At 59.3% G+C, this 21,415-nt stretch carries 20 protein-coding genes and 1 tRNA gene; 9 read left to right on the top strand and 12 right to left on the bottom strand.

The annotated features are described in order from the left end of the window. Nucleotides 1–152: 152 nt before the first annotated feature. Both BXA01_RS24805 and BXA01_RS24800 read left to right on the top strand, forming a co-directional pair. Nucleotides 153–1,691, top strand: a complete 1,539-nt coding sequence (locus tag BXA01_RS24805; protein ID WP_076566868.1) for an NCS1 family nucleobase:cation symporter-1 — start codon at nucleotides 153–155, stop codon at nucleotides 1,689–1,691. A gap of 56 nt (nucleotides 1,692–1,747) precedes the next feature. Then, nucleotides 1,748–2,476, top strand: a complete 729-nt coding sequence (locus tag BXA01_RS24800; protein ID WP_076566865.1) for an aspartate/glutamate racemase family protein — start codon at nucleotides 1,748–1,750, stop codon at nucleotides 2,474–2,476. A 107-nt stretch (nucleotides 2,477–2,583) separates the two neighbouring features. Here BXA01_RS24800 and BXA01_RS24795 read toward each other — a convergent pair whose 3' ends face one another. Further along, nucleotides 2,584–3,507, bottom strand: coding sequence for a LysR family transcriptional regulator (locus tag BXA01_RS24795; RefSeq protein WP_076567822.1), 924 nt, complete (start codon nucleotides 3,505–3,507; stop codon nucleotides 2,584–2,586). A gap of 125 nt (nucleotides 3,508–3,632) precedes the next feature. Between BXA01_RS24795 and BXA01_RS24790 the strand changes: the two genes are divergently transcribed. Further along, the gene (locus BXA01_RS24790; RefSeq protein ID WP_073473945.1) at nucleotides 3,633–4,379 is read left to right on the top strand and encodes a 3-oxoacyl-ACP reductase family protein; all 747 of its coding nucleotides are present in this window, start codon (nucleotides 3,633–3,635) and stop codon (nucleotides 4,377–4,379) included. Between the two features lie 60 nt (nucleotides 4,380–4,439). Here BXA01_RS24790 and BXA01_RS24785 read toward each other — a convergent pair whose 3' ends face one another. Next, nucleotides 4,440–5,135, bottom strand: coding sequence for an HAD-IA family hydrolase (locus BXA01_RS24785; protein ID WP_076566862.1), 696 nt, complete (start codon nucleotides 5,133–5,135; stop codon nucleotides 4,440–4,442). 239 nt (nucleotides 5,136–5,374) lie between these two features. On the opposite strand from BXA01_RS24785, the gene BXA01_RS27775 reads away from it, so the two are divergent. Both BXA01_RS27775 and BXA01_RS24775 read left to right on the top strand, forming a co-directional pair. Further along, nucleotides 5,375–10,153 (top strand): RHS repeat-associated core domain-containing protein, encoded by a 4,779-nt coding sequence (locus tag BXA01_RS27775; protein ID WP_076566859.1) that lies wholly within the window; start codon nucleotides 5,375–5,377, stop codon nucleotides 10,151–10,153. Further along, nucleotides 10,150–10,578 carry a DUF6896 domain-containing protein gene (locus BXA01_RS24775; RefSeq protein WP_076566856.1) on the top strand — a complete coding sequence of 143 codons (429 nt, stop codon included), beginning with the start codon at nucleotides 10,150–10,152 and terminating at the stop codon, nucleotides 10,576–10,578. Before BXA01_RS27775 ends, BXA01_RS24775 begins: the two co-directional genes overlap by 4 nt. 74 nt (nucleotides 10,579–10,652) lie before the next feature. Here BXA01_RS24775 and BXA01_RS27165 read toward each other — a convergent pair whose 3' ends face one another. The 4 genes from BXA01_RS27165 to BXA01_RS27375 form a co-directional block, all read right to left on the bottom strand. Continuing rightward, nucleotides 10,653–10,820: a hypothetical protein gene (locus BXA01_RS27165; RefSeq protein ID WP_016773805.1), complete on the bottom strand. Its 168-nt coding sequence runs from the start codon at nucleotides 10,818–10,820 to the stop codon at nucleotides 10,653–10,655. Nucleotides 10,821–10,938: 118 nt separating this feature from the next. Continuing rightward, entirely contained in the window at nucleotides 10,939–11,358 is a 420-nt protein-coding gene (locus tag BXA01_RS24770; RefSeq protein ID WP_024012287.1) for a YMGG-like glycine zipper-containing protein, read from the bottom strand. A 135-nt stretch (nucleotides 11,359–11,493) separates the two neighbouring features. Beyond that, nucleotides 11,494–11,865 (bottom strand): bacteriocin, encoded by a 372-nt coding sequence (locus tag BXA01_RS24765; protein WP_076566853.1) that lies wholly within the window; start codon nucleotides 11,863–11,865, stop codon nucleotides 11,494–11,496. A 299-nt stretch (nucleotides 11,866–12,164) separates the two neighbouring features. Continuing rightward, nucleotides 12,165–12,353 carry a hypothetical protein gene (locus BXA01_RS27375; protein ID WP_024012286.1) on the bottom strand — a complete coding sequence of 63 codons (189 nt, stop codon included), beginning with the start codon at nucleotides 12,351–12,353 and terminating at the stop codon, nucleotides 12,165–12,167. A 221-nt stretch (nucleotides 12,354–12,574) separates the two neighbouring features. Between BXA01_RS27375 and BXA01_RS24755 the strand changes: the two genes are divergently transcribed. Beyond that, nucleotides 12,575–12,853, top strand: coding sequence for a hypothetical protein (locus BXA01_RS24755; RefSeq protein WP_056784095.1), 279 nt, complete (start codon nucleotides 12,575–12,577; stop codon nucleotides 12,851–12,853). Between the two features lie 56 nt (nucleotides 12,854–12,909). Here BXA01_RS24755 and BXA01_RS24750 read toward each other — a convergent pair whose 3' ends face one another. The 4 genes from BXA01_RS24750 to BXA01_RS24735 form a co-directional block, all read right to left on the bottom strand. Further along, nucleotides 12,910–13,230, bottom strand: coding sequence for a YbjQ family protein (locus BXA01_RS24750; RefSeq protein ID WP_016773801.1), 321 nt, complete (start codon nucleotides 13,228–13,230; stop codon nucleotides 12,910–12,912). 70 nt (nucleotides 13,231–13,300) lie between these two features. Then, nucleotides 13,301–14,581: a Y-family DNA polymerase gene (locus tag BXA01_RS24745; RefSeq protein ID WP_076566850.1), complete on the bottom strand. Its 1,281-nt coding sequence runs from the start codon at nucleotides 14,579–14,581 to the stop codon at nucleotides 13,301–13,303. Beyond that, complete coding sequence (locus tag BXA01_RS24740; RefSeq protein WP_076566847.1) at nucleotides 14,568–14,999, bottom strand: LexA family protein; 432 nt, start codon at nucleotides 14,997–14,999, stop codon at nucleotides 14,568–14,570. The genes BXA01_RS24745 and BXA01_RS24740 overlap by 14 nt, the downstream gene beginning before the upstream one ends. Before the next feature lie 250 nt (nucleotides 15,000–15,249). Beyond that, a tRNA-Ser gene (locus BXA01_RS24735) sits at nucleotides 15,250–15,339 on the bottom strand. 296 nt (nucleotides 15,340–15,635) lie between these two features. Between BXA01_RS24735 and BXA01_RS24730 the strand changes: the two genes are divergently transcribed. From BXA01_RS24730 to BXA01_RS24720, 3 genes are all read left to right on the top strand, one after another. Further along, nucleotides 15,636–16,325 (top strand): crotonase/enoyl-CoA hydratase family protein, encoded by a 690-nt coding sequence (locus tag BXA01_RS24730; protein WP_076566844.1) that lies wholly within the window; start codon nucleotides 15,636–15,638, stop codon nucleotides 16,323–16,325. Between the two features lie 221 nt (nucleotides 16,326–16,546). Continuing rightward, nucleotides 16,547–17,269 (top strand): 1-acylglycerol-3-phosphate O-acyltransferase, encoded by a 723-nt coding sequence (locus BXA01_RS24725; protein ID WP_076566842.1) that lies wholly within the window; start codon nucleotides 16,547–16,549, stop codon nucleotides 17,267–17,269. A gap of 132 nt (nucleotides 17,270–17,401) precedes the next feature. Continuing rightward, nucleotides 17,402–18,373, top strand: coding sequence for a magnesium and cobalt transport protein CorA (locus BXA01_RS24720; protein WP_056784082.1), 972 nt, complete (start codon nucleotides 17,402–17,404; stop codon nucleotides 18,371–18,373). A gap of 69 nt (nucleotides 18,374–18,442) precedes the next feature. Here the strand turns inward: BXA01_RS24720 and BXA01_RS24715 are convergent, their stop codons facing one another. Together BXA01_RS24715 and BXA01_RS24710 are read right to left on the bottom strand one after the other, a co-directional pair. Then, the gene (locus tag BXA01_RS24715; protein WP_076566839.1) at nucleotides 18,443–19,171 is read right to left on the bottom strand and encodes an amidotransferase; all 729 of its coding nucleotides are present in this window, start codon (nucleotides 19,169–19,171) and stop codon (nucleotides 18,443–18,445) included. A 92-nt stretch (nucleotides 19,172–19,263) separates the two neighbouring features. Then, on the bottom strand, nucleotides 19,264–21,408 hold the full coding sequence (locus BXA01_RS24710; protein WP_076566836.1) for a 3-hydroxyacyl-CoA dehydrogenase NAD-binding domain-containing protein: 2,145 nt from the start codon (nucleotides 21,406–21,408) through the stop codon (nucleotides 19,264–19,266). Nucleotides 21,409–21,415 lie beyond the last annotated feature (7 nt).

Genomic DNA, 21,415 nt, shown 5'->3' with positions numbered 1-21,415 from the left:
ACACTTTCGATCCGCAAGCCTGAAGCGCCCTATCCCGTACAGGCTGCAGATGCCCCGTAACCAGTGATGTTTTCACCGTCGCGACGAAGATTTGTCGAGCCTGAGCGCTCATGCACAGTCATCGCGGTGGCGAACGTCAGGAGCCTGCCGGAATGCGTACAAGTCTTTCGAATAACATCGCGCTGAATCTGCCCTCCTCTACGCTCGATCAACCGTTGCCCGATGACGGACTGAGCGAGCCGCTGCAACTGAGCCCGCGTCTGCACAACAGCGATCTGGCGCCGACCAAAGCCGAAGGCCGGCGCTGGGGCCAGTACAGCATCTTCGCCCTGTGGACGAATGATGTGCACAACATCGCCAACTACTCGTTCGCCATCGGCCTGTATGCGTTGGGCCTGGGCGGCTGGCAAATCCTCTTGTCGCTTGGGATCGGCGCGGCGCTGGTGTACTTCTTCATGAACCTGTCCGGGTACATGGGGCAGAAAACCGGGGTGCCGTTTCCGGTGATCAGCCGGATCAGCTTCGGCATCCACGGTGCGCAAATTCCTGCACTGATCAGGGCGGTTATCGCCATCGCCTGGTTCGGCATTCAGACATACCTCGCCTCGGTGGTCTTCCGCGTCTTGCTGACTGCCGTGCATCCGGGCTTCGCTGAATACGATCACAACTCGATTCTCGGCCTGTCGACTCTGGGCTGGGTGTGCTTCGTTGCCATCTGGCTGGTGCAACTGGCGATCCTTGCCTACGGCATGGAAATGGTGCGCCGTTACGAGGCGTTTGCCGGGCCGGTGATTCTGCTGACCGTTGCAGCCCTTGCCGGGTGGATGTATTTCCAGGCCAACGCGACCATTGCCTGGTCGATCCGCGAGCCGCTGACCGGTGGCGAGATGTGGCGCAACATCTTTGCCGGCGGCGCGTTGTGGCTGGCGATTTACGGCACGCTGATCCTCAACTTCTGCGATTTCGCCCGTTCTTCGCCGTGCCGCAAAACCATCAAGGTAGGAAATTTCTGGGGCTTGCCGGTGAACATTCTGGTATTCGCCGCGATTACCGTGCTGCTCTGTGGCGCGCAGTTCCAGATCAACGGGCGGATCATCGAAAGTCCGACCGAGATCATCGCTTCGATCCCCAACACGTTCTTTTTGGTGCTCGGCTGCCTGGCTTTTCTGATCGTCACCGTCGCGGTAAACATCATGGCCAACTTCGTCGCCCCGGCGTTCGTCCTCAGCAACCTGGCGCCGAAGTACCTGACATTCCGCCGCGCCGGGCTGATCAGCGCAACCATTGCCGTGCTGATCCTGCCGTGGAACCTCTACAACAGCCCGCTGGTGATCGTGTATTTCCTGTCGGGCCTCGGCGCCCTGCTCGGCCCGTTGTACGGGGTGATCATGGTCGACTACTGGCTGATCCGCAAAGGCCGGATCAACGTGCCGCAGCTCTACAGCGAAGATCCCAACGGCGCTTATTACTACAGCCGTGGCATCAATTTCCGCGCGGTGGCGGCGTTTATTCCTGCAGCGCTGATCGCCATCGTTCTGGCATTGGTGCCCGGTTTCCACAGCGTCTCGCCGTTCTCCTGGCTGATCGGTGCCGGCATCGCCGGCATGCTTTACCTGATCATCGCCAAGCGCCAGACCCATTACGCCGAAGTCAGCGGCGAATGCATCGCTGTGGATAACGTCAGCCACTGATCCCTTCGCGGCCCGGTTTTTCGGGCCGCACCACTGCCCGCAATAAGGATTTTTCCATGCGTATTCTCGTGGTCAACGTCAACACCACCGAATCCATCACCGACGCCATCGCCCGCTCGGCGCAGGCCGTCGCTTCGCCCGGTACCGAAATCGTCGGCCTGACGCCGTACTTCGGCGCCGAATCGATTGAAGGCAATTTCGAAAGTTACCTGGCCGCCATCGCCGTGATGGACCGGGTGATGGCCTACGATCAACCCTTCGATGCGGTGATCCAGGCGGGCTACGGCGAGCACGGCCGCGAGGGTTTGCAGGAATTGCTCAACGTGCCGGTGGTGGACATCACCGATGCGGCGGCCAGCACCGCGATGTTTCTCGGCCATGCCTACTCGGTGGTGACCACGCTGGATCGCACCGTGCCGCTGATCGAGGATCGACTGAAATTGTCCGGTCTGTGGGATCGCTGTGCCTCGGTGCGCGCCAGTGGTCTGGCGGTTCTGGAGCTTGAACACGAACCGCAGCGCGCGCTGGAAGCGATCGTGCAGCAGGCCGAACTGGCGGTGACCCATGACAAGGCCGAGGTGATTTGCCTGGGCTGCGGCGGCATGGCCGGACTGGACGAGCAGATCCGCCGGCGCACCGGCGTGCCGGTGGTGGATGGCGTGACAGCCGCCGTGATGATTGCCGAGTCGCTGGTGCGTTTGAAGTTGTCGACGTCCAAGGTGCGGACTTATGCGACGCCACGGCCGAAGAATATTGTTGGTTGGGCGCAGCGCTTTGCTCGATAGACCGCGTTATCGTTCATCGCGGGCAGGCTCACTCCTACATTTGGAATGCGTTCCCCTGTGGGAGCGAGCCTGCTCGCGAATGCAAACGACTCGGTCCCAAGCCTTACTTAGATGGCACTAAACCGCCGCCCCAGTCCCTGCTCATCAAACTGTTCAATCACGAAATCCACAAACGCCCGGGTCTTGCCCGGCAACAATTTGTGCTCGGCGTAATAGATCGAAATGTTGCCGTCATCGACAAACCATTCCGGCAGCACTCGCTGTAACGTCCCTGCCTGAAGATACGCGACCGCAAACGGCATGCTCACTAGCGCAATGCCCAAACCTTGCATCGCCGTTGCACAGGCCGCCTCGGAATCACTCATGGTCATCCGCGCCCGCAACGTCAGCGGGTTGTGTTGCTGATCGCGGTGAGTCAGTTGCCAGGAACGCACGCGCCCGGTCTGCGGTGAGCGAATCAGGATGCCGTCGTGCTGCTTGAGGCCATCGGGATGGCTGATCGGCGCATGTTTTTGCAGATAATCCTCCGATGCCACGAGTACCCGGTGCGCCGGTGCCAGCCTGCGCGCAACCACGCCTTGCGGCAGTTCAAAGCCGCCGCCAATCGCCGCGTCGAAGCCCTGCCCGATCAGATCGACTTGGCGGTTATCGAAATGCCAGTCCGGGTTGATCGCCGGATAACGCCGCAGAAACTCACCGAGCAGCGGCACGATATATAGACGGCCGAACACCGTACCCATGCTGACTTTCAGCGTGCCGGCGGGTTGTCCTCCGGCACTGGCCAGATTGGCCACGGCATTCTGGATGGTGGTCAGGCTGGCGCCGACTTCACTCAAAAACAGCTGCCCCGCTTCGGTCAGGGTCAGGCTGCGTGTACTGCGCTGGAACAGCCGCACGCCGAGCCGCGCCTCCAGTTTCGCCACGCTTTTGCCCACTGCCGCCGGGGTCAGGCTCAAGCGTCGCGCGGCTTCGGCAAAGCTGCCGACTTCGGCGCTGCGCACAAAGCATTCGATACTGCTGAACGTTTCCATGATCGCCACTATAAACTTCTGGTTTACACAGACTATAGCAATCATGGTCTACCCGGTTGTCGATGCCACGCCGATACTCGGCACCAACACCAAGGCATTCCGCCTTGAACACTTGGAGATCGAACATGACCACTCAACACCTCAGCGGCAAAGTCGCTCTGATTCAAGGCGGTTCGCGCGGCATCGGCGCGGCCATCGTCAAACGTCTGGCCGCTGAAGGCGCCGCCGTCGCTTTCACTTACGTCAGCTCCGCCGCCAAAGCCGAAGAACTACAGAACAGCATCACCGGCAACGGCGGCAAAGCCTTGGCGATCAAGGCTGACAGCGCCGACGCCAGCGCGATTCGCCACGCCGTCAGCGCCACCGTCGAAGCGTTTGGACGCCTGGACATTCTGGTCAACAACGCCGGCGTACTGGCCATCGCGCCGCTGGAAGACTTCAAACTGGAAGACTTCGATCAGACCCTGGCCATCAACGTGCGCAGCGTGTTCATTGCGTCCCAGGAAGCGGCGAAACACATGGGCGAAGGCTCGCGGATCATCAACATCGGCAGCACCAACGCCGACCGCATGCCCTTCGGCGGTGGCGGCGTGTACGCGATGAGCAAATCGGCACTGGTCGGCCTGACCAAAGGCCTGGCCCGCGATCTCGGCCCACGGGGCATCACCATCAACAACGTGCAACCTGGCCCGGTCGACACCGACATGAACCCGGCCCACGGCGAATTCGCCGACAGCCTGATCCCGCTGATGGCCGTGGGTCGTTACGGCACCGCCGAAGAAATCGCCAGCTTCGTCGCCTACCTGGCCGGACCGGAAGCCGGTTACATCACCGGTGCCAGCCTGACCATCGACGGTGGTTTCGGCGCCTGACAGACCGGCAAAAAAACGCCGCCCTTCTTTATAGCAAGGGCGGCGTTTTTGTATGGACGGTCAAGCCAGTTCCAGCATCGGCAGGCCAAATACGCTGGGCGTGAAATCTTTCAGCGAGCGGATAATGCCGTCAGCGTGAGCATATTTCTCGTCTGCCATTGCTGCGTCGGGGATGGCGATTGCGGTCATGCCTGCCGCTTTCGCGGCGGTGACGCCGAAGGGCGAATCCTCGAACACCAGACAATCCCCGGGCGCGACGCCCAGACGCCTGGCAGCGGTGAGGAAAATATCCGGCGCCGGTTTGGCCGCGCCGACTTCCGGATCGTCCGCCGTGACGATGAAATCGAACAGCGCAAACCAGTCGCGATGCAAAGTGGTTTTCTGCCCGAACGACTGGCGCGACGAACTGGTGCCCACCGCGATCGGGATGTTGTGCGCCTTGAGGTGACGCACCAGCGCTTCGGCCCCCGGCATCGCCTGCGCCTTGGGGAAACGCTCGCGCATCAGCGGCTCGCGGATCTGCAGAAATTCTTCCGGAGTGATCGGTAACTCCAGCGCCTGCACCACGTAGTTGGCCAGATCATTGGCACCGCGACCAATGATGTTCTGCTTGACGCTCCAGTCGAAGGTTTTCCCGTAGCGCCCGGCAATCAGCGAGGTGACCTCGGTGTAAATGCCCTCGGTGTCGAGCAGCAAACCGTCCATATCGAAAATCACGGCCTTGATCGGGCCGAACGTCTTCAGCGGTGCATTCATCATCGGATCCGTTAACAAAGACATCCCGGGCGACAGGCAACGTGCCGCAACGCGGATCTGATTAATGGGTTCAGCAGCATAGCGAGGCCGATGGACATTGAGCAACGGGCAATGCCATCGACGCCTTTTCGCATTTAGCGAAAACTCCTACAGACACTGCCTACTTCCCCGACTTCTTTCCTCTTTCATCCCCCGCAAAGTCCGCGCTCCCGTTTCTTCACATGCGCGAGCGACTGCGAATGTTTCAACCCGATCAGCTCCTGGCCCTGAACAACAGCATCGGACTGCTGGTGGTGGCCGCCCTGAATCCGAAGCAGCCAGATTTTGAAGCGCTGATCGACGAGTTCCGCCTGTGCCTGAACAACTACGACGCCTGGGCCGAGCAGTTCTGGACTGGAACCGCGCTGGACATCGAGCAGGTGTTCAAGGTTGGCAATGACGTACAACTGAGCGCGCCGATCACCTCGCGCGCACCTGTCAGCTCATCGGTGGTCATGTGTTCGGCCAGCGGTCCGTTGACCTTGGTGCACCTGTTTGAAGCGGCGCGCTTTGTGCCGATCGGCGACACCCCGGTGACCCTCGAACCGCTGCTCAGCGACGTCGACGGCGTGCTGACCTTCGGCGAACCACTGCGCCACACCATCGGCCCGAGCGGGATCCTCGAAGTGACCGATTGCATGCGCGGCCAGCGCTATCGCGTCACCTTCTTTCCCAACGTTTCCTCCGCCCATGTCCGCGCCCTGTATGCCTCTTATGAAGGAGTCATCGCCGGTCTTGAAGGTTGGCTGCGCGCCGAGTGGACAGGCTTTCAGCCGCAATGGACGGAGTTTTCCAGCGCCGGCTTTCTTGATCGTCACGGGCAGTTGCAACGGACCGATTGGCGCGGTCTGGAAAAAGCCCTGAATGGCGTATGGGATGACATTCAACAGCTGTTTGCCCTCCTCGCCGACCTGCAGGAGCACAGCGCAAAGCTCCTCGAATACCTGAGCGAAGTCGAACTCGAGGCGCTGCTTGCCGCTTCAAACGAAGCGATCGCCAACGCCTTGTTGATGCTCAGCGACGAGCCGTTGCTGTTCATTCATCTGGCCGCGTTCACCAGTTGGCTGAAGATGCTGCCGCCGCAATACCTCGCCGAGGTGGTGGCCGAAGTTCGCACCGAGTTGCTGATCAGCTTCCTGTTGATGCGCGTGGCGGGCGGTGCCGGCGTATCGCTGCGTTTGAGCAGCAAGGTCCTGGCGAAAGTCAAGTCGCCACGGGCGCGAGAGTGGCTGGCCGCCTCAGCCTTGCGTCTGGCTGAGCTGACTTCAACACCGGAACTCAAACAGCACGCGAGCACGCTGAAGCCGCTGATGTTTCATGCGCGCGAGGTGGAGCTGAAGCCGACACCGTCGATTCCGCTGAACATTCGTCAGGCCGACGCGGTGGTGCTCCGCGTGCCGAATCCGGCGCCACTCGCGCGGGAAAAATCCCAAGGCATGGCGCGTCTTGAGCGCCACGAGCCCCACGACGACGTCCCCGTCCAGGCGAAAAACCCCAACGGCGATGCCGCCGACTGCGTCCCCAATACCTGCAAAAACGGCTGCCCGGTGTCGATGGTCACCGGCGAAGAACTGCTGACCCTGACCGACGCGGTGCTCGACGGCGTGTTGCCCTTCGAGTTCACCCGTTTGTACCGCAGCAGCGCGGTCGAGATCGACATCGGCCTGGGTTTCGGCTGGAGCCACACGCTCGCGCATCGGCTGGCCTTCGACGGCGATGGCGTGATCTGGATCGACCACGAGAACCGCCGCACCCGTTTTCCCCTGCCCAACGTCGCGCGTCCAGCGATTCACAACAGCCTGTCGCGGGCGGCGATCTTTCTCGGTGATGAGCCGGAAGAGTTGATTCTGGCTCTGGCCGGGGAAACCGCGCGCTTCTATCACTTTCGCGCCGGCCGGCTGACGGCGATCAGCGATGTCTACGGCAATCGTCTGACCCTGCAACGCGATCGCTCAGACCGCATTCAGCGTCTGGACAACGGCGCCGGCCGCGCCCTGCTGTTGCGCTATGACCGCGCGCAACTGGTGGCGGTCGATTACCAAGTCTTTGTTCAGGGCGAGTGGATCACCGAGCAAAACCTCGCCACCTACAGCTTCGATGCGCGGCAACGCCTGCTGGTGGCGACCAACGCGGTCGGCGACAGCGAGCGCTACGACTACGACGACCACCACGTCATCCTCCAGCGCCAGTTGACCGGCGGCGCGAGCTTCTTCTGGGAGTGGCAGCGCGAGGGCAAAGCGGCGCGCTGCGTGCGCCACTGGGCGTCGTTCTCGCAGATGAACACCCGTTACGTCTGGAACGATGACGACGCCAGCGTGACCGTGCATTACGTCGACGGCACCGAAGAAGTCTACGTCCACGACGAGCGCGCGCGGCTGGTGCGCCAGGTTGCGGCCGATGGTGGTGAACAGCTCAAGGCCTATGACCAGCAGGGCCGCTTGATCGCCGAGCAGGATGCATTGGGCGCGGTTACCGAATACCGCTACGACGAACTCGGACGGCTGATCGCGCTGATTCCGCCGGACGATGCACCAACGTCCTACGAGTACCGCAACGGTTTTCTCTACAAGCGTTGCCGTGGTGATGCGGTGTGGATCTATCGGCGCAACGCTGAAGGCGCCGTCACCGAAGCGGTCGATCCCGACGGCCAGGTCACCCATTACTACTACAACCTGCGCGGGCAGTTGTTGTCGCTGCGTTATCCGGACAGCAGCCGCCACCGCTGGGTGTGGAACGAGCTGGGCCAGCTCATCGAAGAAACCCTGCCCGATGGCGGCGTGCGGCGCTTTTCCTACGATGCGCTGGGACGGCGGATTACCACCCAGGACGAATTTGGTGTTGTCAGTCGTCAGCAGTGGGACGCGGCCGGCCGACTGATCCTGACGACTTCTCCTACGGGCAGCACGCGCGCCTACAGCTATGGCGCCTACGGCCAGATCACCGCCGAACGCGATGAACTCGGGCGCATCACCCGCTATGAATATGACGATGATTTGCATCTGGTCTCGCGGCGGATCAACCCCGACGGCACCCGCGTGCAGTATCGCTACGACCATGCGCGGTTGCTGCTGACCGAGATTGAAAACGAGTCAGGGGAAAAGTACCGACTGGATTACACGCCGACCGGATTGATCCGACAGGAAACCGGGTTTGATGGGCGGCGCACGGCTTATGCCTACGACCCCAACGGGCATCTGCTGGAGAAGACCGAGTTCGGCGAGCAGGGTTTATCGCTGGTCACCCGGTACGAGCGCGACAAGGCCGGGCGCTTGCTGGTCAAAACCCTGCCCGATGGGATCAAGGTACGTTATGACTATGATCGCCTTGGCCGGTTAGTTGCCGTTGACGACGGCCAGAACCATCCGCTGGCCTTCGAGTACGACCGTCAGGACCGGCTGATCACCGAGCATCAGGGCTGGGGCACCTTGCGTTACGCCTATGACGCCTGCGGTCAGCTCAAACGCCTGCGCCTGCCGGACAACAGCAAGCTCGATTATCACTACGCCAAGGGCGGTGCGCTGAGCGCTATCGACCTCAACGGCACGCCGCTCACGCGCCACGTCTACCAGTCCGGTCGCGAACAGCAACGCCAGCAAGGTCTGCTGCTTAGCGAATACTCCTACGACGATCAGGGCCGCTTGCTTGCCCACGCTGTAGGTCATCGCCACGCCTCGCTGTACCGCCGCGATTATGCCTACAGCGCCAACGGCAATCTCGAGCACATCGCTGACAGCCGCCACGGCCAGCGCACCTACGGCTACGACGCCCTCGACCGGTTGATCCGCGTACGTCACTCGCGCGACGAACTGCCCGAATCCTTCGCCCACGACCCGGCCGGCAATCTGCTGATGCAGGACCGCCCCAGCCCCGCGCAGATCAAAGGCAACCGCCTGCTGATGCAGGGCGACCGCCATTACGACTACGACGCCTTCGGCAACCTGATCCGCGAACGCCGTGGCCACGGCCAGACCCTGGTCACCGAATACCGCTACGACTGTCAGCACCGCCTGATCGGCCTGACCCGCCCGGACGGCCAGACCGCCACGTATCACTACGACGCCTTCGGCCGCCGTATCCGCAAAACCGTCGACGGCGCCGTCACCGAATTCTTCTGGCAAGGCGAACACCTCGTCGCCGAAAGCAGCGCCACGCAATACCGCAGCTTCCTCTACGAACCCGGCACCTTCCGCCCACTGGCGATGCTCGACGGCAAAGGCCCGAAAAAGGCCTGCCCGTTCTACTACCAACTCGACCACCTCGGCACCCCACAGGAACTCACCGACTACAGCGGCGAAATCGTCTGGTCCGCGCAATACGACGCCTACGGCAAAGTCGCCGCCGTCACCCTCGCTGGCGAGGATTACCTCGACCAACCGCTGCGGTTTCAGGGGCAGTATTTCGATGTTGAAAGTGGGCTGCACTACAACCGCCATCGGTATTACGACCCGAGGCTTGGGCGGTATCTGACGCCGGACCCGGTGAAGCTCGCGGGTGGGTTGAATCAGTACCAGTACGTGCCGAATCCGACGGGGTGGGTTGATCCGTTGGGGTTGACGTCCAACTGCCCGCCGCCGAAGAAGCCTGGGTGTGAGGTGCCGGGGGCGAGTGATGGGGTTAAAGTTGATGAGGGGGAGCCGGACCTACCGGCCATTGCTCACGATATAGATCCACAAACTTTGAAGAGAGTACATACAATCGAGGGAAAGACCTCAACCAAGACAGTCGAGGACTATAAAAGCCAAATGCGTAACGGATACGACTCAGTGGAACCTATCGACGTCATAGAACATGACGGGAATTTATACATTCTGGACGGACACCATCGCGCAGCAGCTGCACGGCAAACTTCGACCAATGTGACAATCAGACTCATAACCGATCTCATAAAATACGACAGAACTCTAAACAGCATTGAAGATGTACTAGAGTCAGCAAACAACGTAGGTTTAGACAGATTGGAGCATCGCAGAAGAAGATGAGTGAACAAAGTGAAACTTTGGAGATCCTGATAAATGATTTTATCGCTATGGTTGAGTCCAGCACTCTGGTATTTGAGAGAAAATTTGGCACTCGAGATATTCGAAGGCTTTGGCGCACCAAGGCAATAAAGCGATGCGGGAGGGTCACTCGAGGCGTTAAATATGAATTGCATGGCATTGGCTGCCGAATCAACTTATCGACCGGAAGTGTAGATTTTAACTATGGCCCCAATGGTGAAATCAATGGATTTGATGTTTGGCGGCTATACAACTTCGCTCGCGAGAGACCATCAAAATATAAAAAATATTGCGACAAAAAAATTATCGAAAAAGAGTTAGAAGAATATATAAATCTAAAAAAAATAAAAAAATTGTCAGCCATAAGTAACCTATATGTATTAGCCGACTCAAAAGAAATCGATTAGACCTCACCACAAAAAGGGCCTGCTCACTCAGGCCCTCAAAACCAAATCGAAACTTTCAATCCACCCTACTCCCCTCACTGCTCATCCCCATCCTCCTCATACTCCATATCCGCCTCATCCGCATCATTCAACGGCACCGTCGCATCATCCATCAGCGACCCGGGATCTTCATTCCCCGGATCATTGATAAATGGCAATCCACTCGGGCCCTTCTCTTCTTTGCCTTCGGTTTCAGGAGTCATGGCGCACCTCTTGCTCGTGTGGGATATATGACGTTCGAAAAGCCCTATCGCCAATCGTTCCTCCGCCTGACGGCCAGACACGAAAAACCCGGCGCCAGGCCGGGTTTTCGTTGATCAATCAGCGATGTTTATTTTTGTGTTTGTTCTTGTGCTTGTGACCGCCGGAATGAGATCCGCCGTCGTCGTCGCCAAGATTGTTACCTACCGCGCCGCCTGCTGCGCCGCCCAAGCCCGCGCCAATGGCGGAGCCGGTGGAGCCGCCGAGGCTGTTGCCGACGACCGAGCCCCCTGCTGCGCCAAGACCGCCGCCAATCGCGGCTTCGGTGCGGTTGCGTTTGTTCGCGCCGACGGCACTGCCGGCCGCGCCGCCAACACCTGCTCCGACCGCTGCGCCCGTGCTGCCGCCAAGTTGCCCGCCAACCACATTACCCAGCGCACCGCCGAGACCACCGCCTACGGCAGCGGTGCCGTCTCCGGCCGCCATCGCGCCCTGCGCCACGACCAAGCCAAAAAACAGTGCAGATAATGACAATCGCATATGAACCTCGCAGTTCCCGAATCGGGACAGTCCGCCCAAGCGGGGCGTATGCAGATTGGAGATGATTTCGCACGAAACGTTCAGCCATGAAAAAGCCCGACATCGAGTCGGGCTTCTTCTGACAGGCCATCAGTCTCAGTGGCGCTTGTGACCTTTGCCCAGGTTGCTGCCGACGGCACCGCCGGCCGCGCCGCCCAGACCTGCACCGATGGTGGCGCCGTTGCGGCCGCCCAGGCTGTTGCCGATCACCGAGCCACCGGCTGCACCGACACCGCCGCCGATCGCCGCTTTGGTGCGGCTGCCCTTGCGTGCGGCGACTGCGCTGCCCGCTGCGCCCGCGACGCCAGCGCCAATGGCGGCACCGGTGCTGCCGCCCATTTTCTGACCGACCACGTTACCCAGCGCGCCACCCAGGCCACCGCCCAGCGCCGCGGTGCCATCACCGGCAGCCATCGCACCTTGAGCAATCAGAAGGCCAAGAACCAGAGCAGGCAGTGTTAAACGCATGACGAAAACCTCAAATAAACGGGATGACGAGAAGAGCGGGATTTAATGCGCTCGGCGCAGGAAAGTCCAGACGCGGGCGGCAGCGTCGTTTGGACCGCAATCAGGGAAAAGGTTTTATGCCGGGCAAAAAAAAGCCCGCTGGGGAGACGGGCTGGAGACTTGCTTTCTAACGGATGGCTTCACACTACGTTGGCCAACGTGAAAAGTTTGTGAAAAAAAACCGACATTAATGTCAACGCCCGCCCCCTCATTCCTGCGCACATAAAAAACCCCGTTCAGTGACGGGGTACGGGATGAAATCACTTTCTGGTCCTTGCCGTGACCTTCGGCAGGAATTTCGCTTTCGGCCCTTTGGGGGCCGTGGATTTGATTTTGCCGATGCTGACCGGATCCTCGCCAAACCCCGACTGATACTCCGACTGACCGCAGCGCACACAGTTGTTGAATGAAAACTCAGCGCCATCATCTTCGATAAATGGACCTGACATAGACTCTCCCCTACGCAACCGGGTCGACACCGGCAAAACAGTTTTGCCTGAAAAATATCGTCCCTCAGCGCTTTTGAGACTAGCTGGTCACTACTGGACTTGCTGTTCAGAAAGGCTGATCACCGACGAATGGAAAAAAGTGTCGCGAGCGATCATTCGCTAAAGATTTCCATCGAACGGCCGCTGCCCTTATTCCTACCAATGAATCTCAAGGAGAGATCATGCAGATCAATGGATTCCCGAACATGCCAGTCGTAAAACTCACGGACGAGCAGATCGCTGCCGGCAAGGCCGGTGCGGAAAAACTCAAGGAAAAGATCGCCTCGGGTGAAATCACCATCAAATACCCGGACAAACCGCTTCTGCAGCCGGGCGTCGTCTACCATCCCAGCGAGCCCGCACCATCGGCGCAGCCTGACGGGACACCGCCCCTCGTTGCCATCGATACACCGCTGACCTATGACTCAAGAGGCGCTGTGTTGCTCAAGCCTCAAGGCTGATAGACGCGAAAAAAGCCCATTCCTCGTGCGAGTGGGCTTTGTCTTCAACGCAATGATCAACGCAGCTTCACCGCCGTTCCGGTGACAAACACCACGACCATGCCACCCTTGCCTGCCGGCATGCTGATCTCGAAGTCCACGCCGACCACCGCGTCAGCCTGCAATGCCCGCGCTCGATCTTTCAGTTCGTCGGTTGCCTGAATGCGTGCTTCTTTAAGAGCCCGCTCCAACGTCTGCGAGCGCCCGCCAAAGAAGTCGCGCATGCCGGCGAACATATCGCGGATCACGTTGACCCCTTGCACAGACTCGGCGCTGACAATGTCCAGATAGGCCGTGATCTGCCGCCCCTCGACGGAATGAGTGGTGGAAATGATCATGAAAGTCGTCCTTTTACTGGAAAAGTGAAGGCGGCGATTGTAACGCGGCACCAGGCCTGGCAACCGTGCCTCAATTGGATTTAACGACCCACAATTGATCCAGCTTCGTCGTAAAACTCGAACTCATCATCTCCCGCCGCATGCCCCAGGCAGGATCCGCCGGTACACTCCCCGCTCGCAACGTTCCATGCCCCCAGCGCTGATTGATCTGGTCCAGCACGCCCATCACCTTCTCCGCCGTCTGCGGTTGCGACTGGGCAAACAAGTCTTCGGTAAACTCTCCGGGCTGCCGAAGATCCATCAATAACACTTCAGCCTTGCTGTACTTGAATCCCGGCCGGAACAATCGATCGATCGCTTCGCTCGCGACCTTGCTCAGCAATCGCACATCATTGGTCGGATAAGGCAACTCGATCAGCGCGCCATTGGCGTACTTCGCCTCTTCCGGATTGAACATGCCGGTGCGGATACTCACGCGGATCTTTTTGCACAGCGAATTCTGCGCGCGCAGCTTTTCCGCCGCTCGATGCACATAAGTAGCAACGGCTTCCTTGATCGGCTCGATGGTAGTCAAACGGTTGCCAAACATGCGGCTGCTGCAGATTTCCTGCTTCGGCGGTTCTGTTTCCGACAGTTCCAGACAGGATGTGCCACCCAGTTCGCGCGCGGTCTTCTCGATCACCACGCTGAACTTGCGCCGCAGTGTCCACGGATCGGCCTTCGCCAGGTCCATCGCGCTTCTGATCTGGATGCTTTCCAGATGAGCTTTCATCCGCCGCCCGACGCCCCACACGTCACCGACATCGGTATTGCGCAGCACCCAGTCGCGTTTGGACGGATCGCAGATGTCGACCACGCCGCCGGTATGCGCTTGCAAGCGTTTGGCAGTGTGGTTGGCGAGCTTGGCCAGCGTTTTCGTGGGGGCGATGCCGACGCCGACCGGGATACCGGTGCGTTTATAAACGGCGGAGCGGATGGTTCGGCCAAACGCGGTCAGGTCCCCAGGAATGCCGCTGAGATCGGCGAACGCCTCATCAATGCTGTACACCTCGACGGCCGGCACCATGGATTCGATGATCGTCATCACCCGTTCGCTCATGTCGCCGTACAACGCGTAATTACTGCTGAACACCTGAATGCCGTGGCGGCGCAGATCATCACGAATCTGAAAGTACGGCGCGCCCATTTTCACAAAAGGTTTGGCATCGTAGCTGCGCGCGATCACGCAGCCATCGTTATTGCTCAGCACGACAATCGGCGTCTTCGCCAGATCGGGCCGGAACACTCGCTCACAGCTGGCATAGAAGCTGTTGCAATCGATCAGCGCGAAAACCTGCTCACGATTTGCCATGGTCGCGCACGCTGTAAGTGACCACGCCCCAGATCACCAACTCATCCCCTTCCATCACGTAGCGAGGTGGGTATTTGCTGTTGGCCGAAAGAAGGATGACGGTGTTGTCGCGCATGTGCAGGCGCTTGCACATGGGTTCGGAGTTGAGACCGGCGATGACAATATCGCCGTGCTCGGCATTCAAGCTGCGATCAACAATCACCAGATCACCGCAAAATATCCCGGCGTCCTGCATGCTCTCGCCTTCGATCTTCGCCAGATAAACGTGCGGCGCACGAATATCAAAAACCTCGTCCAGAGAGATGTGCTTTTCAATGTGATCAGCCGCAGGCGAAGGAAAACCGGCGGGAATCCGAAACGAATACAGCGCAAGCTGTTCGCCCGCGCCTGACAAAGGGCCGAGGATGGTGACGCTCATGATACGAACCTGATAGTGAATTTACTGTATGCGCATACAGTAAACTCGGGACGGTTCGGGGGGTCAATGAGGCGTGTAGGAGATTTCGACGGGTGACAGGGTTTTGTATAGCTTTGGAGAGAGAATGATCACCAAAACACATTTCATGGATGCCGAGCACCAACGGTCCCATATGACCATTTTCCAGACGCCAAAAACCACAAACCCCCGACTTTCTCTAGGAAAATCAGGGGTTTGCGTTTACTGAATGTGGCGGTGAAGGAGAGATTCGAACTCTCGATACAGTTTCCTGTATACACACTTTCCAGGCGTGCTCCTTAAGCCACTCGGACACTTCACCGTATCTCTGCAGACATGTTCTGTCTGTCGAGGCGCGCTAATGTAGTCGAAAGCTTTTCCGATGGCAAACTTTTTTTCAGAATTTTCATGCGCTTAAGAGAGGCCGTTGCGTTCAGCCAGAGCGGACGATGGCAAACCCGCCAATCTCGGGTAAGCCGTGCGCTTCCTTTATAGAAGGCAACACGCGCGCAGCGCTGGCCGAAGCGCAAAACAGTGACTGGCAGGTCAGTCACGGCGCTTTACCTGGCCTGCGGCGGTGGGTAACGTCTGCCCATCTTTCTAATAAGGAATAGCGTCATGAGCGAGTTGATTGCCTACCACCTCGAAGACGGTATCGCGACCCTGACCCTGAACAATGGCAAGGTCAACGCGATTTCTCCGGATGTGATTGCGGCGTTTAATGCGGCGCTGGATCAGGCGGTGGCGGATCGCGCCGTGGTGATCATTACCGGGCAGCCAGGGATTCTCTCCGGTGGTTATGACCTGAAGGTGATGACCGCCGGCCCGAAAGAAGCCGTTGCGCTGGTGACGGCCGGTTCGACCCTGGCCCGCCGCCTGCTCTCTCACCCGTTCCCGGTGATCGTTGCTTGCCCGGGGCACGCTGTGGCCAAGGGCGCTTTCCTGCTGTTGTCCGCCGATTACCGCATCGGTGTCGATGGCCCGTTCAGCATCGGTCTCAACGAAGTGCAGATCGGCATGACCATGCACCACGCCGGTATTGAGCTGGCACGCGACCGCTTGCGGCGTTCGGCTTTCCATCGCTCGGTGATCAATGGCGAGATGTTCGATCCGCAAAGTGCCGTTGATGCAGGCTTCCTCGACAAAGTCGTCACTGCCGAAGAATTGCAGGGCGCCGCCCTGGCTGCCGCGCGGCAGTTGAAGAAGATCAACATGCTGGCGCACAAGAACACCAAGCTCAAAGTGCGCAAGCAACTGCTGGAAACCCTCGATGACGCGATCCTGCAGGATCAGCAACATCTGGGCTGACTCGTCCAGGATCTGCCGGTAAGTGAATAGCCCGACCTTGGAGTCGGGCTTTTTCTTACGTCATACGTCGAAGATTCGCGGAAAGCTCTAGGACGCGCCTGACAGGCAAGACTGAAACATGCGCTTAAACATCGGCCATCTCCGGACTCTATAGCGGCAATTGCCGAAAACAGTGCACATCCGTACACTGCGCCACCTTTTGTCCCGGTGGGCCTGCAAAAATGCTGTTTGTGTTTCGTATGTTGTTGATGGGCCTGCACTTTATTCTGGCCGGCGTGCTCGGCGTGATCCTTGGATTGTGCCGCCCGTTCAACCCGGACAACAGCCGACTTTGCGCCCGCCTCTACGCTTTGCCGGCGATGTGTATCTTGCGTTTGCGGGTCAAGTCCGAGGTCAACGGCTTGATGAACAAGCCCGACAGTTGCGTGATCATCGCCAACCATCAGTCCAACTACGATTTGTTCGTGTTCGGCAATGTCGTCCCTCGTCGCACCGTTTGTATCGGCAAGAAGAGCCTGAAGTGGGTGCCGTTGTTCGGCCAGTTGTTCTGGCTGGCCGGCAATGTGTTGATCGACCGTGGCAATGCGCACAAGGCGCGGCAGTCGATGCTGACGACGACCCACACCTTGCAGAACGAAGACACCTCGATCTGGGTGTTTCCGGAAGGCACCCGCAACCTCGGTGAAGATTTGTTGCCGTTCAAGAAAGGCGCGTTCCAGATGGCAATTGCCGCCGGCGTGCCGATCGTTCCGGTGTGCGTGAGCAGCTATATAAAGCACATGCGCCTGAATCGCTGGCGCAGTGGCAACGTTCTCATACGTTCATTGCCGGCGATTCCTACAGTCGGATTGACCATGGACGACATGCCCATGCTGATCGAGCGATGCCGCGAGCAGATGCGCGAGTGCATCGAATCGATGGATCGGCAACTGCAAGCCGCTTGAAACAAGACCCGCCCCGTGCGGGTTTTCTTTTGCCGGGTGAACTGTAGAAGTTTCACTGACTCTCAAGCAGCGACACGGCTAAGCTGAAGCCTAGTTTCCCTGCCATCTGCCAAGAAGAAGTGAATCACCACCATGGGTCGAGTTGTTGCTGCTGCGGTGTACAGCGAGGGTAAGAAAGTCACCAATATTGCGCTGGACGAAGGTGCTGCCTGGGCGGCCAAACCCGGCCACTTCGTGTGGATCGGCCTGGAAGAACCGGACGCACAGGAATTATCCAACCTGCAACGTCAGTTCAACTTGCATGAACTGGCCATCGAAGACGCGCTGGAAAAACACAGCCGACCAAAACTGGAAACCTTTGGTGACGCACTGTTTATCGTCACCTACTCACCGGTTCGCGAAAACGGCGTTTTGCAATTCATCGAAACGCATATCTTCGCCGGCAGGGGTTACATCATTACCGCACGCAACGGCCATTCCGCGTCGTACGCCTATGTGCGTCAACGCTGTGAAGCGCGTCCGCTGTTGCTCGAGCATGGGGAGGATTTCGTCCTGTATGCGCTGCTCGATTTCGTCATCGAAAACTATCAGCCGGTGGGCGAAGCGATCCACGCTGAGATCGATGAGCTGGAGCGCAACGTGCTGTGCAGCGCCCTCAACGAGCGCGACATCCAGAAGCTGCACGGTTTGCGCCGCGATGTGGTGCGCTTGCGTCGGTACGCGGCACCGATGGTGGAGATCGGCGAGGAGCTGCAAAAGCTGAGTTTCCCGTTCATCGACAAGAACATGCGCCCGTACTTTCGCGATGTGCAGATTCATGTAACGCGGCAGATGGAAGACCTGACCACGCTGGCGGACATTGCCAGCCAGACCATCGAGATTGGCGTGTTGCTTGAGGCATCACGGCAGAGCGTGGTGCAACGCAAGTTTGCGGCGTGGGCGGCGATTCTGGCGTTCCCGACAGCCGTGGCGGGGATCTACGGGATGAATTTCCAGAACATGCCCGAGTTGACCTGGCACTACGGGTATTTTGCAGTGCTGGGGTTTATTGCGGTGGGGTGTGTGAGTTTGTGGGCGAGCTTCAAGCGGTCCGGGTGGCTGTAGCCGGGACCGCGTTGCCCCGGAGATTCGCGAGCAGGCTCGCTCCCACAGGGATTGTGGGAGCAGGCCCTTTTAGCGATGAGCCGTCTCTGGTTTGTGCGCCACGAACCGCATCATCCACTCCGCAACCGTAGCGCCGTGATGTTCCTGCTCAAGGCTGGCCATGCCTTTGCTGTAAATCTGCGAGCCCAGCGCTTCTTGGCGCAGGTCGAGCAGCGCGCGGGAGTAATCGTGAATGAACTCCGGATGGCCCTGGAAGCACAGCACCTGGTCGTTGATGTGATACGCCGCGAACGGGCAGAAATCGCTGGAGGCGATGACCGTGGCGTTTTCCGGTAGCTCGGTTACCTGATCCTGGTGACTGATCAGCAGTGTCAGCTCTTCGCGTACCGGGCTCATCCACGGCGCCTTGGCTGCCAGCTTGTAATTGTGAGTACCGACGCCCCAACCCTGGGAGGCCCGCTCGCTCTTGCCGCCAAGCAGCAACGCCAGCAATTGATGGCCGAAGCACACGCCGAGCAGTTTGTCGCCGCGTTCGTAGCGATCCAAAAGGTAGGTCTTGAGGGTCTGGATCCACGGATCCGTGCCGAACGAATCGGCCTTGCTGCCAGTGACCAGATACGCATCGAAAATCTCGTCGTCGCTTGGATACTCACCCTTCACCACGTTATAGACAGTGAACTCAGCGGCAATCGGTTGCTGCGAGAACAGGCGCTGGAACATCTGCCCATAGCCCTGATATTGGTCAATCAATTCGGGCCGCAGGATGTCGGTTTCGAGAATGCAGATGCGCAGCGACATAAAAAATACCTGACACGTGATGGGAATAACGAACACCCCAGAGCCTGCCCTGAAACACCCGGCCAAGGCAAGCCCCGAAATGCTCGCCGGCCCTAGAACATTTCACCTTTCGCCGCTTTGTCCAGCAGCAGCGCTGGCGGGGTAAAGCGTTCCCCGTATTGCTCGGCCAGATACTGCGCGCGGGCGACGAAGTCCTTCAGGCCATACTGGTTGATGAACTGCAGCGCCCCGCCGGTCCACGCGGCGAAACCGATGCCGAAGATCGAGCCGACGTTGGCATCCGCCGTCGAGGTCAGCACGCCCTCCTCCACACAGCGCACGGTTTCGATGGCCTGCACAAACAACAGCCGATCACGCACATCTTTCGCAGAGATCTGTCCGTCGGCCTTCTCGAAGCGCGTTTTCAGCTCCGGCCATAAATGCTTCTGCGAGCCCGCTGGATACTCATAAAAACCGCCTCCGGCAGCTTTACCCGGTCGCTTGAATTCATTGAGCATCAAGTCAATCACGGCAAAGGCCGGGTGCTCAATCAGCGGTTTCCCTTCAGCCTGTAGGTCCTTGGCCGTCTGTTGACGGATATGGCTGATCAGGCTGAGGGAAACCTCGTCTGAGATTGCCAGCGGCCCGACCGGCATCCCGGCCTTGCGCGCTTCGGTCTCGATCATCGGCGCACTGACGCCCTCGCCGAGCATGGCAATGCCTTCGTTGGTGAACGTGCCGAACACCCGCGAGGTAAAGAAGCCGCGACTGTCGTTGACCACGATCGGAGTTTTCTTGATTTGCAGAACGAAATCGAAACCGCGAGCGAGAGTTTCGGCGCTGGTCTGCGCCCCCTTGATGATTTCCACCAGCGGCATTTTTTCTACCGGACTGAAGAAATGCAGGCCGATGAATTTGCTTTGATCGGGCACCGCCGTCGCCAGGCCGGTGATCGGCAGGGTCGATGTGTTGGAGGCGATGACAGCGTCGCCACCCACCACCTGTTGCGCGGCGGCAGATACCTTGGCTTTGAGTTGGCGATCCTCAAACACAGCTTCGATGATCAGATCGCAACCGGCCAGATCGGCGTCGCTTTCGCTCGCAACGATTCGCGCCAGCACCGCTTCGCGCTGTTCGGCAGTCATTTGGCCACGGGCAACTTTCTTGTCCAGCAGCGTTGCGGAATGCGCTTTGCCCTTCTCGGCAGCGGCAAGGTTGATGTCCTTGAGGACGACGTCGATACCGGCCGAGGCGCTGACAAAAGCGATGCCCGCGCCCATCATTCCGGCGCCGAGCACACCGACTTTGCGGGTTTTATAGGGCGCAAAACCTTGCGGTCTTGAACCGCCGGCGTTGATCTCGTTCAACTGGAACCAGAACGTACCGATCAGGTTTTTCGAGATTTGCCCGGTCGTCAGCTCGGTGAAGTAGCGGGTTTCGATCAGGTGCGCCGTGTCGAAATCGACCTGAGCGCCCTCCACCGCCGCGCATAGAATCTTCTCCGGCGCCGGCAGGGTGCCGTGGGTTTTCGCGCGCAGGATCGACGGCGCAATCGCCAGCATCTGCGCCACTTTCGGGTTCGATGGCGTGCCGCCAGGAATCTGGTAACCCTTGACGTCCCAGCGCTGCACTGGCGCCGGATTGGCGAGAATCCAGGCGCGCGCCTTGGCCAACAGCTCATCGCGATCCGCTGCCAGGTCATCAATCAGCCCGGCCTGCAACGCCTGTTGCGGGCGCACCTTCTTGCCTTCAAGCAAGTACGGCAGGGCTTTTTCGATGCCGAGCATGCGCACCATGCGCACCACCCCGCCGCCGCCCGGCAAAAGGCCCAGGGTCACTTCCGGAAGACCGAGTTGCACCGAGGCGTCATTAACAGCAATGCGGTGGTGACAGGCCAGACAGATCTCCCAGCCGCCGCCCAGCGCAGCACCGTTGATCGCCGCGACCACCGGTTTGCCGAGGGTTTCCAGGCTGCGCAATTGCGCCTTGAGGGTCAGCACCATGTCGTAGAAGGCTTTGGCTTCGGGCTTGCCGACCTTGATCAATTCATTGAGGTCGCCGCCGGCAAAAAAGGTTTTCTTCGCGGAGGTGATGATCACTCCGGCGATGCTGTCATTCTCCGCTGACAAACGAGCAACGCAAGCGGCCATGGCCTCGCGGTACACGGCGTTCATGGTGTTGGCGCTCTGGCCCGGCATGTCCATGGTCAGCACGACGATACCGTCCTGGCCTTTTTCGTAACGAATGGCTTCGCTCATAACAGGG

Origin of the sequence: Pseudomonas sp. B10 (assembly GCF_900156235.1) — a bacterium.
Lineage (GTDB): Bacteria > Pseudomonadota > Gammaproteobacteria > Pseudomonadales > Pseudomonadaceae > Aquipseudomonas > Aquipseudomonas siliginis.
This window is presented reverse-complemented; position numbering and strand designations above follow the sequence as displayed.

Coding starts and splice junctions, on each gene's coding strand:
- BXA01_RS24805 (WP_076566868.1), top strand. CDS start 153: ATGCGTACAAGTCTTTCGAATAACATCGCGCTGAATCTGCCCTCCTCT.
- BXA01_RS24800 (WP_076566865.1), top strand. CDS start 1,748: ATGCGTATTCTCGTGGTCAACGTCAACACCACCGAATCCATCACCGAC.
- BXA01_RS24795 (WP_076567822.1), bottom strand. CDS start 3,507: ATGGAAACGTTCAGCAGTATCGAATGCTTTGTGCGCAGCGCCGAAGTC.
- BXA01_RS24790 (WP_073473945.1), top strand. CDS start 3,633: ATGACCACTCAACACCTCAGCGGCAAAGTCGCTCTGATTCAAGGCGGT.
- BXA01_RS24785 (WP_076566862.1), bottom strand. CDS start 5,135: ATGAATGCACCGCTGAAGACGTTCGGCCCGATCAAGGCCGTGATTTTC.
- BXA01_RS27775 (WP_076566859.1), top strand. CDS start 5,375: ATGTTTCAACCCGATCAGCTCCTGGCCCTGAACAACAGCATCGGACTG.
- BXA01_RS24775 (WP_076566856.1), top strand. CDS start 10,150: ATGAGTGAACAAAGTGAAACTTTGGAGATCCTGATAAATGATTTTATC.
- BXA01_RS27165 (WP_016773805.1), bottom strand. CDS start 10,820: ATGACTCCTGAAACCGAAGGCAAAGAAGAGAAGGGCCCGAGTGGATTG.
- BXA01_RS24770 (WP_024012287.1), bottom strand. CDS start 11,358: ATGCGATTGTCATTATCTGCACTGTTTTTTGGCTTGGTCGTGGCGCAG.
- BXA01_RS24765 (WP_076566853.1), bottom strand. CDS start 11,865: ATGCGTTTAACACTGCCTGCTCTGGTTCTTGGCCTTCTGATTGCTCAA.
- BXA01_RS27375 (WP_024012286.1), bottom strand. CDS start 12,353: ATGTCAGGTCCATTTATCGAAGATGATGGCGCTGAGTTTTCATTCAAC.
- BXA01_RS24755 (WP_056784095.1), top strand. CDS start 12,575: ATGCAGATCAATGGATTCCCGAACATGCCAGTCGTAAAACTCACGGAC.
- BXA01_RS24750 (WP_016773801.1), bottom strand. CDS start 13,230: ATGATCATTTCCACCACTCATTCCGTCGAGGGGCGGCAGATCACGGCC.
- BXA01_RS24745 (WP_076566850.1), bottom strand. CDS start 14,581: ATGGCAAATCGTGAGCAGGTTTTCGCGCTGATCGATTGCAACAGCTTC.
- BXA01_RS24740 (WP_076566847.1), bottom strand. CDS start 14,999: ATGAGCGTCACCATCCTCGGCCCTTTGTCAGGCGCGGGCGAACAGCTT.
- BXA01_RS24730 (WP_076566844.1), top strand. CDS start 15,636: ATGAGCGAGTTGATTGCCTACCACCTCGAAGACGGTATCGCGACCCTG.
- BXA01_RS24725 (WP_076566842.1), top strand. CDS start 16,547: ATGCTGTTTGTGTTTCGTATGTTGTTGATGGGCCTGCACTTTATTCTG.
- BXA01_RS24720 (WP_056784082.1), top strand. CDS start 17,402: ATGGGTCGAGTTGTTGCTGCTGCGGTGTACAGCGAGGGTAAGAAAGTC.
- BXA01_RS24715 (WP_076566839.1), bottom strand. CDS start 19,171: ATGTCGCTGCGCATCTGCATTCTCGAAACCGACATCCTGCGGCCCGAA.
- BXA01_RS24710 (WP_076566836.1), bottom strand. CDS start 21,408: ATGAGCGAAGCCATTCGTTACGAAAAAGGCCAGGACGGTATCGTCGTG.